The following is a 12,904-nucleotide window of genomic DNA, read 5'->3' on the forward strand; positions in this document are numbered from 1 at the left end:
CCGGACACAGATCAGCCCAAGCTCCCCGGCAGCGCCGGAAAGCTTGGGCTGGGTCCGAAATCAGAGGACGTCGGTGTCGCCGCTGGCCTTGAGCGCATCAACGGCGGCCTTGACACGCTGCGAGTGCGCCATGGTGGTCACCAGCAAAGCATCCGGGGTGTCAACGATGACAACGTCCTTGATGCCGATCAGCGCGATGACACGCTTGGTGTCCGTGACCACAACGCCGCTGGCGTTTTCGGTGAATACACGGGCGCCTTCGCCGAGGACGGTTACATCGTCCACTTCCTTGGCGCTGTTGAGCCGGCCCACGGAGGCGAAGTCACCGACGTCGTCCCAGCGGAAGGCACCGGGCACGACGGCGACGTCCCCGGCAGCGGCGGCAGGCTCCGCCACCGCGTAGTCGATGGCGATCTTCGGCAGCGTGGGCCAGACACGGGCAGTGACCTCGTCACGCTCCGGCGTGTCCCAGGCCTCGGCGATCTCCGTGAGTCCCTTGAACAGTTCAGGCTGGTTTGCTTCGAGGTGCTTGAGCATCAGTGACACGGGAGCAACAAACATACCCGCATTCCATACGTACTCGCCGCTGTCCACGTACTGCTGGGCAACGTCCTCGCTGGGCTTCTCCACGAACTCCACCACGGCCTGCGCGCTCGGCGCCTTCGCGATGGAAAGGTTCTCGCCGGAGCGGATGTACCCGAACCCGGTGGACGGGTGGGTGGGCTTGATACCGATGGTGACGATCTTGCCGGCAGCGGCCGTATGAATGGCTTCCCGTACGGCGTCCTGGAAGAGATCGTCGGGGCTGATCACCTGGTCCGCGGCGAAGGAACCCATGATGATCTCCGGATCCCGCTGGTAAAGGATGGCCGCCGCGAGGCCGATGGCCGCGCCGGAGTCCTTGGGCTCGCTTTCAAGCACCAGATCGGAATCCTGGATCTCGGGAAGCTGGCTGCACACCGCGTTCCGGTGCGCGACACCGGTAACAACCAGTACGCCCTTACCGGCCAGCGGTTCCAGGCGGTCGTAGGTCGCCCGCAGCAGTGTGCTGCCGGAACCGGTGAGATCGTGGAGGAATTTGGGGGCTGCTGCACGTGACAGGGGCCAGAGGCGGGTCCCCACTCCGCCTGCAGGAATTACCGCAATAAAACGGTCCAGCGGTGAATCCCGGCTTGTCGCTATGTCTGTAGTCATCAAGGCCTACTTTAGCCGACCACCGCCCTGATACGGGCAGATGCCGTCCCTCCGGCGCCCCTTCGGACGCCTTAATGTGGCGTTCGTCTCAAATAAGGACAAAAACCGCGCAGGCAGGCGACACCAAGGAGTTCCTAAATTGAATAAGCTGTGAGCGAAGCCTAGATTTAGGCTTGAGCTTACGAGTGCTCTCGCAGCAGGCGTTCCCCCCGCGTGGATCCCATGCCAGCGCCGCTGTGTTGCAGGGAGGTTTATTCAGTGCCGACAAAACCAGCTGGCACCTTGTACCGCGGCCGTGAAGGCATGTGGTCCTGGGTTGGACACCGCATTACAGGTGTAGTGATTTTCTTCTTCTTGTTGGTCCATGTGCTGGACACCTCATTGGTGCGCGTGTCCCCAGAGGCATATACCGCCGTGATCGGCGCCTACAAGAACCCCCTTATGGCCCTGGGTGAAACGGGCCTTGTCGCAGCGATCGTTTTCCACGCCTTCAACGGCCTGCGGATCATCGCCGTCGACTTCTGGAAGAAGGGCGCGAAGTACCAGCGCCAGATGCTGTGGACGGTCCTGATCCTTTGGGTCATCGTCATGGTCGGCTTCTCCATCCGCCACCTTTCCCTCGCCTTCGGAGGTCACTAAGCCATGACTGCTACCCAGATTCAGAATCCGCGAAGTGGACAAAACAGCAGCGGCAAGCCGGGCGCCGGACTGATCGCCCCGAAGTACCGCCGGACCGGCGGCTCGAGGGGCAACTTCGAGATGGCGGCCTGGCTGTTCATGCGGTTATCGGGCGTCGTCCTGGTGGTCCTGATCTTCGGCCACCTCTTCATCAACCTCCTGGCCGGCGAAGGCATCCAAGCCATTGACTTCGGCTTCGTGGCCGGCAAGTGGGCTGATCCGTTCTGGCAGTTCTGGGACCTGGCCATGCTCTGGCTGGCCATGCTGCACGGCACCAACGGCGTCCGCACCATCATCAACGACTACGCCGAGAAGGACTCGACGCGCTTCTGGTTGAAGACCGTCCTCTACGCCGCCACTACCGTCATCATCATCCTGGGTACCCTGGTGATCTTCACCTTCAATCCGTGCCCGCTGGACGCGAGCGGCGTGCCGCTGCCGGGTGGCTTCTGCCCGGCCCCTTAGCGGCCCCTTCCCCCGTCAGGGGATCAGCTGCGCCCGCACGGTGTGCGGGCAACGGTTTTACGGAGCAGGCTCCGCCCGCCCGTGGTTTTATAGCGAATTTTGAGAGAAAGAGCGTCTGGTATGCAGGTCCATAAGTACGACGTCGTCATCGTCGGTGCCGGTGGCGCTGGCATGCGCGCCGCGATCGAATCCGGTCAGCGCGCGCGCACAGCAGTACTGACCAAGCTCTACCCCACCCGCTCGCACACCGGTGCGGCGCAGGGTGGCATGTGTGCAGCACTGGCCAATGTCGAGGAAGACAACTGGGAGTGGCACACCTTCGACACCATTAAGGGTGGCGACTACCTGGTGGACCAGGACGCAGCCGAGGTCATGGCGAAGGAAGCCATCGACGCCGTGCTGGACCTGGAAAAGATGGGTCTGCCGTTCAACCGCACGCCGGAAGGACGGATTGACCAGCGCCGCTTCGGCGGCCACACCCGTGACCACGGCAAAGCCCCGGTCCGCCGGGCCTGCTACGCCGCCGACCGTACGGGTCACATGATCCTGCAGACGCTGTACCAAAACTGCGTCAAGCACAACGTCGAGTTCTACAACGAGTACTACGTCCTGGACCTCCTGACTGTCGAGGAAGACGCCGTCCGCGAAGACGGCACGCCGTACAAGCAGAAGCGTGTTGCCGGGGTCGTGTCCTACGACCTCGCTTCCGGCGAACTGCACGTGTTCCAGGCCAAGTCCGTGGTCTTCGCCTCCGGCGGTGCGGGCAAGGTCTTCAAGACCACGTCCAACGCACACACCCTGACCGGTGACGGCATGGGCATCGCGTTCCGCCGCGGCATCCCGCTGGAGGACATGGAGTTCTTCCAGTTCCACCCGACCGGTCTTGCCGGCCTGGGCATCCTGCTTTCTGAAGCTGCCCGTGGCGAAGGCGCCATCCTTCGCAACTCTGAGGGTGAGCGCTTCATGGAGCGCTACGCCCCCACCATCAAGGACCTTGCACCCCGTGACATCGTGGCCCGCTCCATGGCCAACGAAGTCCGCGAAGGCCGCGGCTGTGGCCCGAACAAGGACTACGTCCTCCTTGACCTGACGCACCTTGAGCCGGCGCACATCGATGCGAAGCTGCCGGACATCACCGAGTTTGCCCGCACCTACCTCGGTGTTGAGCCGTACACGGAGCCGGTCCCGGTGTTCCCGACGGCGCACTACGCCATGGGCGGCATTCCCACCAACATCACCACTGAAGTGCTGCAGGACAACGACACCGTGGTGCCGGGCCTCTACGCGGCCGGTGAAGTGGCCTGTGTTTCGGTTCACGGCTCCAACCGCCTGGGCACCAACTCGCTGCTGGACATCAACGTGTTCGGCAAGCGCGCCGGCATCGCCGCCGCGGAGTACGCCAAGACGGCTGACTTTGTGGACCTCCCGGAGGACCCGGAGGCGTACACCATCGAACTGCTGGATATCGCCCGCAACGGCAACGGCGACGAAAAGGTGGCCGTGATCCGCAAGGAACTCCAGGACACCATGGACGCCAACATGCAGGTGTTCCGCACGGCCGACACGCTGAACCAGGTCCTCAAGGACATCGCGTCCTTCGAAGAGCGGTACAAGCGCATCAGCGTCCAGGACAAGGGCAAGCGGTTCAACCTGGACCTGCTCGAGGCCGTTGAACTGGGCTTCCTGCTGGAACTGGCCAAGGTCATGACGGTTGCAGCCCTGCACCGGGAGGAGTCCCGCGGCGGACACTTCCGCGAGGACTTCCCGGAACGTGACGACGAAAAATTCATGAAGCACTCCATGGCGTACAAAGACGACCACGCCCCGGCTGACGGAACGGTGGGAACCGCCAAAACAACAGCCGGCATCCGCCTGGCCACCAAACCGGTTGTCTTTACCCGCTACGAGCCGATGGTGAGGAAGTACTAAGATGTCCGCCGAACTTGCTGAGCCAGCCTCAAAGATCGAACTGCCCGCGCACATCGGAGGCGGCGGAGAGATCCCGACGTTCGACGTCACCCTGCGCGTGCGCCGTTACAACCCTGAGGTTTCCGAGGAAGCCACCTGGGACGACTTCAAGGTCACCATGTACGGCACCGACCGCGTGCTGGACGCCCTGCACAAGGTCAAGTGGGAAATTGACGGCAGCGTCTCCTTCCGCCGGTCCTGCGCCCACGGCGTCTGCGGTTCCGATGCCATGCGCATCAACGGCCGCAACCGCCTCGCGTGCAAAACCCTGCTGAAGGACCTGGACACGTCCAAGCCCATCACGGTGGAACCCATCAAGGGCCTGCCTGTGGAGAAGGACCTGATCGTGGACATGGAGCCGTTCTTCCAGTCCTTCCGTGAAGTCATGCCGTTCCTTATCAACAAGGGCCACGAGCCCACCAAGGAACGCCTGCAGTCCGCCGAGGACCGTGAGCGCTTCGACGACACCACCAAGTGCATCCTGTGCGCCGCGTGCACGTCCTCCTGCCCGGTCTTCTGGACCGACGGCCAGTACTTCGGCCCGGCAGCGATTGTCAACGCCCACCGCTTCATCTTCGATTCCCGTGATGACGCCGGCGACATGCGCCTGGAGATCCTCAACGACAAGGAAGGCGTGTGGCGCTGCCGCACCACCTTCAACTGCACCGAAGCATGCCCCCGCGGCATCCAGGTCACGCAGGCCATCGCAGAGGTAAAGCAGGCAATCCTCTCCCGCAAGATCTAGCGCCCGTTTACGAACGGACGATAAACAGCCGACGGCGTCGCTCACCTTACGGTGGATGGCGCCGTCGTCGTTTTAACACACGACAGCCACAACGAAAGGGGACGCCGTGTCCCGCTCCGAAAAAGTCTCGTTCGAAGGTTCCACCGGAGAACTGCTCTCCGGCATCCTGGACCGCCCCGACGGGCCGGTGAGGGGCTGGGGAGTCTTCTCGCACGGCTTCACCCTCGGCAAGGACCATCCTTCCGCGTCACGGATGTGCAAGGCGCTGGCGGACAACGGGGTGGGCATGCTCCGCTTCGACAACCTCGGACTGGGAGAGTCGGCCGGGCTGTGGTCTGAAGGCTCGTTCAGCCACAAGGTGGCGGACACGGTCCGGGCGGCGGAATTCATGCGCGCCGAGGGCAAGGAAATATCGCTGTTGGTGGGGCACTCCTTCGGCGGTGCCGCCGTCCTGTCCGCGGCCCGGCACATTCCCGAACTCGACGCCGTGGCCACCGTGGGAGCCCCGTTCTCGCCGAAGCACGTGGCCCACGTTTTTGACGCAGCCCTGGACCGGATCCTGAGCGAAGGCAGCGCGGAGGTGGACCTCGGCGGCAAGCGTGTTGAGATCCGCCGGCACTTCGTCGAGGACCTGGAAAACGCCGACCTGACCGACTGCATCAAGCGCCTGCATAAGCCCTTGATGGTCCTGCACTCCCCCACCGACAACACCGTGGGGATCGAGAATGCCAGCACCATTTTCCAGACCGCCCGGCACCCGCGCAGCTTCGTCTCGCTGGAAGGCAGCGACCACCTGCTGACCGGGAAGGGCCAGGCCGCCCGTGCCGCGCTGATTATTTCCGCGTGGGCCGCTCAGTACCTCGACGCCGGACGCTAGCTGCCTGGCGCTCCCGCTCGACGGGCGTTTTTCCCGGCTGCACCTGGCGTGAACCCCAGCCGGTCGCCTTGGGCGCGGGGGCGTTCTTGAGGTCTTCTTCCCGGACAGCGGACCACGCGGCCGAAACCAGGTAGACCTGGCTGACCAGGTTGAACCAGATGAGCAGGCCGATGATGATGGCAAAGGGCGCCAGGATGGGGTTGCGGCCGGCGCTGGCGAGGAGCTCAGTGCTGAAGATCTGCAGCACCGTGGTTCCCGCCGCGGAGAGGATAGTCCCTTCCAGCAGTGCCCGGCGGGACAGCTTCAGCCCTGCGGCAAGACGGAACATGATCACGGCCGTGACCCACCCCAGGGCCAGTGGGACACCGACCTTGATGGACGTGGTCAGCGGCCATGACATGACCGGATCCAGCTGCAGCTGCTCAGTGACCCAACCGGCCGCAGTGCCGAAAGTCAGCGACGCACCCGCGCTGAGCACGAGTGCCACGCCGAGCAGCAGCAGGGTGCCGGCGTCGCGAAGTATCTGCAGGACCGGGTTAATCCCACGCGGGCCGAGCTGCATCATGCCCCGCACACCGTCGCGGATGCCGCTGATCCAGCCCAGGGCCGTGAAAACCGTCACCGCAGCGGCGATCACGGCGGTCCAGCCGAGGCCGGCGGGATTCAGCAGATCCCGCGGGTCGACCAGGCCGTCGCCGTCGCCGACCTTTAGGAGGCCCGGCGCGGTCACGACCACGCTCTTGATGATTTGGTCCAGCAGCGCAGGCTGTCCGCTCAGGAATAGGCCAGCCAGGGAGAACCCGGTGGCCAGCAGGCCCGTGATGGAGAAGAACATCCGGAAGCCGATGCCGGCGGCCATAAGCGGCCCGTGCTGCAGGTTGTAGTGCTGGAACGCCCGCATCGGCCGGAACGCATTCAGCCGGGCAAGCAGCCACTGGGACATGGCCAGAAGCCCGGCAACGCCCCCCCTGCCGGACCTGCGGGCCTTGCTCCACTCGACCTTCTTCCGGCTCACTTCCAGCTGCAGCCGGGCGCGCTCCGTGGGAAGCGGAGGCTTAGCGCCGTTCTGCGCCGGACCTGCCTCGGGCGTGGTCAGTTTCGATGCCAAAGTCGAGCTCTTCCCGTAGCTGCCAAATGCCGTTGATGTCATGCTCGTACAGCCCCATGCTAACCACAGGGAACGTGGCCCGGTAATCCTTGAGCACCGTTTCGGCCTCATCCAGGCTCTCCGGCGCCACATCGTGGGCAATGGTCACATGCGGGTGGTAGGCAAACGGGAGTTCACGTTCCAACGGCCCGGTCTGGAGCTGTTCGTGCAGGTTCACGCAGTCGCCGAAGCCGTCTTCGACGTTCAGGAAGACCACTGGGGAAACGGGCCGGAATGAGCCCGTTCCGGCGATGGTGACCGTGAACGGCTGCTGCTGGCGCGCCACCTCGCGGACATGGCTGCGGGTGGCTTCCCAGTCCTTCGTGGGCGTGGTCGTAACCAGCGTGATGTGCGCGGGGATCACCCCGGCCATGGGGTCGCCGAAGGAGGCCCGCCAGCGCTGCAGTTCCTCGGCGATGTCAGGCGGGAAACCAAGGATGACGCCGACGCTCATGCCGTCGGTCCTGGCCTGGCGGTTACCTGGCGCAGTGCCACGGACCACGGCAGCGTCATCATCGGCGTCAACGAATTGTCCCTGTCCGCGGTATGCAGGGGAGTTTTCGTTTGCGGAGACCTTGCTGACGGATGACATGGGGCTAGCGGACTCCTGCGAGGCTGAGGGACGGCAGGAAGCCCATGCGCTCGTAGACCTGGCCGAGGGTCACGGAGGCGATTTCCCGGGCGCGTTCGGCGCCCTGGGCCAGGAGCCTGTCCAGCTCGGCCGGGTCCGCCATCAGTTCGTTGGTCCGGTCCCGGAGGGGCGTGATGAAGTCGACCATGACATCTGCGAGGTCCTTCTTGAGGTGCCCGTACATCTTGCCCTGGTATTCCACCTCGAGCTCGGCCACGGACTTCCCGGTCAGCGTCGAATAGATGGTGAGCAGGTTGGACACGCCCGGCTTGGCTTCGGCATCGAACCGGATCTCCGTTCCGGTGTCAGTCACTGCTGACTTGATGCGCTTGGCCGCGAGCTTGGGGTCCTCCAGGAGCTGGATGGAACCGTGGGGCGACCCGCCTGTCTTCGACATCTTGGCAGTCGGGCTCTGGAGGTCGTAGATCTTGGCGGTGGCCTTGAGGATGGTGGCCTCGGGGACGGTGAACGTGTGGCCGAAGCGGGTGTTGAAACGCTGGGCCAGGTTCCGCGTCAGTTCCAGGTGCTGGCGCTGGTCCTCGCCGACCGGCACAAGGTCGGTCTGGTACAGGAGGATGTCCGCGGCCATGAGGGTGGGGTACGCGAACAGGCCGAGGGTTGCGGAGTCCGTACCCGACTTCTGCGTCTTGTCCTTGAACTGCGTCATGCGGGATGCTTCACCGACTCCCGTGATGCAGTTCAGGGCCCAGGCCAGCTGGGCGTGCTCGGGCACATGGGACTGGACAAAGAATATGCTCTTGTCCGGGTCGATGCCCGAGGCAATGTACTGTGCGGCAACCACGCGGGTGCGCTTGGCCAGCTCGGCGGGTTCGAAATCCACGGTGACGGCGTGGAGGTCGGGGATGAAGAACACGGCGTCATATTCGGCCTGCATGTCGACCCAGTTGCGGACCGCACCAATGTAGTTGCCCAGGTGCAGCGAGTCCGCTGTGGGCTTGGCACCGGAGAGGATGCGTTTCTTGGTCACGGGGGAAGTCGAGCTAGTCATTGTAAGAAAAACCTTCGGGGCTCAGAGCTGGTAGTCCACTACCAGCGGTGCGTGGTCGGAGAAGCGGGTGTCCCATGACGGCGCCCGGTCCACCACTGCCGAAATCGCGGCGGCAGCAAGGGCGGGGGTGGCCATGTGGTAGTCGATGCGCCAGCCTGTGTCATTGTCAAAGGCTTTGCCGCGCTGGGACCACCAGGTGTAGGGGCCGTCGACGTTTCCCGCCAGGCCCCTGTGGACATCCCTCCATCCGATTTCTTCGCCGAAGAAGCGGTCGAAGTAGGCACGCTCCTCCGGAAGGAAGCCGGCACGCTTGACGTTGCCCTTCCAGTTCCTGATATCCAGTTCCGTGTGGCCCACGTTCAGGTCGCCCACCACGAGGGCATGGTCGCTGTGCTTTGCCAGTTCGGGGAGGCGGTTGACCATAACGTCGAGGAAACGGAACTTGTCGTCCTGTTTGGGCGTTCCTGCCTCGCCGGAGTGGACGTAGGCGCTCACCACTGTCAGTGTGGCGGCTGCACCGGCGGCGTCCGCCACCCGGAAGTCTGCCTCGACCCAGCGGCCCGCGGTGGCAAAGTAGTCGTCGCCGATGTTTGAGCGGGTGGCCAGCGGCTCGGTGCGGGAGGCAATCGCCACGCCTGCACGGCCCTTGGCCTCGGCTTCCTCATGCAGGATGAACCAGCCCTCGCCAAGGAGCTGCCGAACGATCGCGTCGGGTGCCCTGACCTCCTGGAGGCAGAGAATGTCCACGTCCCGAGGTTCAAGCCATTCCGCCATGCCGTTCTTGTAGGCGGCGCGGAGGCCGTTGACGTTGACTGATGCGATGCGAAGGTGGTCCTTCTTCAATGCCGAGCTCACCCGCTCCACTCTAGTCGATGATGGTTCCGCTGACGGGTTCGTCAGCGCCACCGGAGGACTTGATCATGTCCCTGGCGTTGGTGGCCGTGATTTCGATGGTTTCCAGTGCGCGGCGGATGGTGTCCTGGTCTGCTGCGTCGCCCTTGGCCCGTTCCTGGTCGACGACGCGCACCTGGACCTGGACGATCTTGAAGGAGTGGTCCAGCTTCAGGTCCCGGACTTCGTCAGCCTCGCTGCGTGACTGAACCAGGCGTGTGCCGCCGTGATCGGCACTGCCCGACGACGGCGCGCGGCCGGTCGCGGCGTTGAAGGCGTTCTGCGCCTCGTTGAGTTTGGCGGTCGCCTTCTTGGCCGCCTTCTGGATGCTGAAGACGACGAACGCGGCAAGCGCGAGCCAGAACGCGGCGATGATGGCCACAACCCAGCCCACGACGTCGTTCTGGTTGGCGGCGAAGATGACGGCGACGACGAACGCAATGACGAACACCATCATTCCCGGGCCGCTGATCCGGAGCATGGAGAACCCGCCCTTGGCCGGGTTGGACGCAGAGTTAGGGTTACCCAGAGTTCGCATGCCTCCATTGTCTCAAACACGCGACGGTGGAAATGCCCGCTTCCACCCCGGGCGAACGCTACTTCAGGAACAGCTTGCGGAGGCGTCCGGCGGTGAGCATGACACCAAGCACGATCATCACGAGGTAGTACCCGACATGGATGGCCGTGGCAGGGCTGAAAATTCCCACGCTGATCTGCCGGAGCAGCTCAACCCCATGCCACAGGGGCATGGCCTGGATGAGCCACTGGATGTACTGCGGGTACACGCTGAGCGGGTAGAAGGTGGCGCTGAAAAGGAACATGGGGAGCATCACGAAGTTGATCCAGTCCATCTGCTGGAAGGTCTTCATGAAGCTGGTGATCCCCATCCCGAAGCTCGCGAAACCGAAGGCGATCAGCACGGACGCAGGAATCATGAGGATGGCCCAGGGCGTGGTGATCAGCCCCATGATTCCCATGACGGCGGTGAACCCGGTGGCGTACAGCAGGCCTCGCAGCAGCGCCAGGAAGATCTCCCCCATGGCCACGTCCAACGGCCCCAGGGACGTGTAGAGCATGCCCTGGTACAGCTTGGCGAAGTTCATCTTGAAGAAGACGTTCCAGGTGGAGTCGTACACGGCACCGTTCATCGCAGAGACGGCCAACAGCGCCGGGGCAATGTAGGCGGCGTAGCTGATTTCCTGGCCGCCGGGGCCCTGCACGGCGCCCACGATCGCGCCCAGGCCCACACCCATGGAGATCAGGTAGAGCACCGGCTCGAAGAAGCCGGAGAGCATCACCATCCAGTTGCTGCTCTTGGTGGCCATGAGCCCGCGGGCGATGACTGCTTTGACGTTCCGTGAGTACATGGGCCCGAAGCGGCGGTTCCGCGCCGCTTCGGTGACGCTGTGGCCTCCTGGGTTGTGGCTTTCCGCCAGAGTGCTCATTGGCCCAGCCTCCTGACGAATTGGCGCTTGGTGAGCATCCAGCCGGCGACGGCGAGACCCACCAGGAACACGATGTGGGCGATGGTCAGCAGCGGCGGTTCCTCATAGCCGTAGCTGAAGACCCGGCCCAGTTCCGTGCCGTGCCAGATCGGCGAAATCCAGCCGATCCACTGCACCGCGAGCGGCAGCGAATCGAGCGGGAAGAACGTTCCCGAGAACAGGAACAACGGGGTCACGATGAACCGCATCACCATGGCGAACTGGCCCTTGTCCTCCTTGATGGACGCGGCATAGGCCATCAACGGGAGGCCGAACGAGAGCCCTGCCAGCGTGGCCACCAGGACAGACACCCAGCCCCAGCCGCTCGGCGACGCACCGAAGAGCGCCACCACCACGAAATAGATGGCGGACTGCAGCAGGAACCGCAGCGTCACGGCCATGATGTGGCCGGAGGCGATCTGTTCCGGAGTGAGCGGTGAAGCGTGCGGCCCGTAGTACACCCGCCGCCATTTGAACCCGTCCATGACCGGGAACGTGAATTCGTTGGCTGCCGTCATGACCGCAGCCGAGATCAGCAGGGCAGGGGCAATGAACGCGAGGTAGCTGACGCCGCCGAACGCGGCCTGGCTGTCCACCAGGGTGGCCAGGCCCACGCCCATGGCGAACAGGTACGCCACCGGCTGGCCCACGCCGTACATCACGATGGTCCAGCCATAGCCCTTCATGACGCGGAGGACCTGCTCGGCGTAGTAGAAGGAGCCCCAGCGGCGGGCTCGGGCCGCGGACACGGCCGGCGAGTGGGCGCGAAGCAGGGCTGGCGCGGCAGGACCGCGGCCGCCGGCATCCGAAACGGCAGGCGCGGACTGATCAGTCAACGAGGCTCCTACCGGTGAGGCGGAGGAAGACGTCCTCCAGGGATGACCGGCGGACAAGCGAGGTGACCGGGCGCAGTCCGCGCGCGGAGACCTGTTCCAGGGCGGCCTCGCCGTCGTGGGCGTAGATCAGCACCCGGTCCGGGAGCGTCTCCAGCCGCTCGCCGATGCCCTCGAGTTCGGCACCGATGGTGGCGTTGCGTTCCGAGCCGAAGCGCAGCTCCAGGACTTCACGGGTGGAGTACTCCCGGATCAGGCTGGCGGGCGAGCCCTCGGCCATGATCCGGCCCTTGTCCACGACGATCAAACGGTCGCACAGCTGTTCGGCCTCGTCCATGTAGTGCGTGGTCAGGATGAGCGTGACGCCCTGTTCCTTGAGCCGGAACAGCCTGTCCCAGAGAATGTGCCGCGCCTGCGGGTCCAGGCCCGTGGTGGGCTCGTCCAGCAGCAGGATCCGGGGTTCGTTGATCAGCGATCGCGCAATGGTCAGCCGCCGCTTCATGCCGCCGGAGAGGGCGTCCACCTTGGACTTGGCCTTGTCCGTCAGCTGGGCGAACTCCAGCAGCTCATCGGCTTTGGGACGCAGGTAGCTCATCGGCAGCCCGAAGTAGCGGCCGTAGACCAGCAGGTTGTCGCGCACCTTGAGCTCTTCGTCGAGGTTGTCCTGCTGTGGCACCACCCCCAGGTGGGCGCGGACTTCCGGCCCATGGCTTTCCGGGTCCAGCCCCATGATGGACAGGCTTCCCGAGGTGCGCTGCGAGACGCCGCCAATCATCTTCATGGTGGTGGACTTGCCTGCCCCGTTGGGGCCAAGCAGGCCGAATGCCTCGCCGGCCGGGACACTGAAGGAAATGCCGTCGACGGCGGTGACGTCGCCATACGTTTTGGTGAGGTCTTTGGCGGTGATGACGTACTGCATCTGGTCGCCCTGGGTCTTGCTGCGGGATGGTTTGCTTGACAGTTCTTCGTTGGACACAAGTTC

General features: G+C 64.3%; 14 protein-coding genes. 5 read left to right on the forward strand and 9 right to left on the reverse strand.

What is annotated here, in order from left to right:
• Positions 1-60 precede the first annotated feature (60 nt).
• Positions 61-1,194: a mannose-1-phosphate guanylyltransferase gene (locus CXQ91_RS04795; protein WP_104172766.1), complete on the reverse strand. Its 1,134-nt coding sequence runs from the start codon at positions 1,192-1,194 to the stop codon at positions 61-63.
• 258 nt (positions 1,195-1,452) lie between these two features.
• Here CXQ91_RS04795 and sdhC point away from each other — a divergent pair, with 258 nt between their 5' ends.
• The 5 genes from sdhC (at position 1,453) to CXQ91_RS04820 (ending at position 5,927) form a co-directional block, all read left to right on the forward strand.
• Entirely contained in the window at positions 1,453-1,833 is a 381-nt protein-coding gene (sdhC, locus tag CXQ91_RS04800) for a succinate dehydrogenase, cytochrome b556 subunit (RefSeq protein ID WP_081818859.1), read from the forward strand.
• Between the two features lie 3 nt (positions 1,834-1,836).
• Positions 1,837-2,337 carry a succinate dehydrogenase hydrophobic membrane anchor subunit gene (locus tag CXQ91_RS04805; protein WP_104172767.1) on the forward strand — a complete coding sequence of 167 codons (501 nt, stop codon included), beginning with the start codon at positions 1,837-1,839 and terminating at the stop codon, positions 2,335-2,337.
• A gap of 120 nt (positions 2,338-2,457) precedes the next feature.
• Positions 2,458-4,266, forward strand: a complete 1,809-nt coding sequence (gene sdhA, locus CXQ91_RS04810) for a succinate dehydrogenase flavoprotein subunit (protein ID WP_104172768.1) — start codon at positions 2,458-2,460, stop codon at positions 4,264-4,266.
• 1 nt (position 4,267) lies between these two features.
• Positions 4,268-5,050 carry a succinate dehydrogenase iron-sulfur subunit gene (locus tag CXQ91_RS04815; protein WP_104172769.1) on the forward strand — a complete coding sequence of 261 codons (783 nt, stop codon included), beginning with the start codon at positions 4,268-4,270 and terminating at the stop codon, positions 5,048-5,050.
• A gap of 106 nt (positions 5,051-5,156) precedes the next feature.
• Positions 5,157-5,927, forward strand: coding sequence for a S9 family peptidase (locus CXQ91_RS04820; RefSeq protein ID WP_104172770.1), 771 nt, complete (start codon positions 5,157-5,159; stop codon positions 5,925-5,927).
• On the opposite strand, the gene CXQ91_RS04825 is transcribed toward CXQ91_RS04820, so the two are convergent.
• From CXQ91_RS04825 to CXQ91_RS04860, 8 genes are all read right to left on the reverse strand, one after another.
• Positions 5,884-7,035 (reverse strand): YihY/virulence factor BrkB family protein, encoded by a 1,152-nt coding sequence (locus tag CXQ91_RS04825; RefSeq protein ID WP_258073826.1) that lies wholly within the window; start codon positions 7,033-7,035, stop codon positions 5,884-5,886. The two genes, CXQ91_RS04820 and CXQ91_RS04825, sit on opposite strands and share 44 nt — an antisense overlap.
• Complete coding sequence (locus tag CXQ91_RS04830; RefSeq protein ID WP_181038780.1) at positions 6,983-7,528, reverse strand: 2'-5' RNA ligase family protein; 546 nt, start codon at positions 7,526-7,528, stop codon at positions 6,983-6,985. Before CXQ91_RS04830 ends, CXQ91_RS04825 begins: the two co-directional genes overlap by 53 nt.
• A gap of 142 nt (positions 7,529-7,670) precedes the next feature.
• Complete coding sequence (trpS, locus tag CXQ91_RS04835) at positions 7,671-8,714, reverse strand: tryptophan--tRNA ligase (RefSeq protein ID WP_104172773.1); 1,044 nt, start codon at positions 8,712-8,714, stop codon at positions 7,671-7,673.
• 21 nt (positions 8,715-8,735) lie between these two features.
• A complete protein-coding gene (locus CXQ91_RS04840; protein WP_104172859.1) occupies positions 8,736-9,569 on the reverse strand; it encodes an exodeoxyribonuclease III in 834 nt (277 codons plus the stop codon).
• A 10-nt stretch (positions 9,570-9,579) separates the two neighbouring features.
• A complete protein-coding gene (locus CXQ91_RS04845; RefSeq protein WP_104172774.1) occupies positions 9,580-10,143 on the reverse strand; it encodes a hypothetical protein in 564 nt (187 codons plus the stop codon).
• Positions 10,144-10,201: 58 nt separating this feature from the next.
• Entirely contained in the window at positions 10,202-11,050 is an 849-nt protein-coding gene (locus tag CXQ91_RS04850; protein ID WP_104172775.1) for an ABC transporter permease, read from the reverse strand.
• The gene (locus tag CXQ91_RS04855) at positions 11,047-11,925 is read right to left on the reverse strand and encodes an ABC transporter permease (RefSeq protein ID WP_374953622.1); all 879 of its coding nucleotides are present in this window, start codon (positions 11,923-11,925) and stop codon (positions 11,047-11,049) included. The genes CXQ91_RS04850 and CXQ91_RS04855 overlap by 4 nt, the downstream gene beginning before the upstream one ends.
• Positions 11,918-12,841 carry an ABC transporter ATP-binding protein gene (locus CXQ91_RS04860; protein WP_104172860.1) on the reverse strand — a complete coding sequence of 308 codons (924 nt, stop codon included), beginning with the start codon at positions 12,839-12,841 and terminating at the stop codon, positions 11,918-11,920. The genes CXQ91_RS04855 and CXQ91_RS04860 overlap by 8 nt, the downstream gene beginning before the upstream one ends.
• Positions 12,842-12,904 lie beyond the last annotated feature (63 nt).

The organism is Arthrobacter sp. Y81 (genome assembly GCF_002929335.1).
GTDB lineage: Bacteria > Actinomycetota > Actinomycetes > Actinomycetales > Micrococcaceae > Arthrobacter.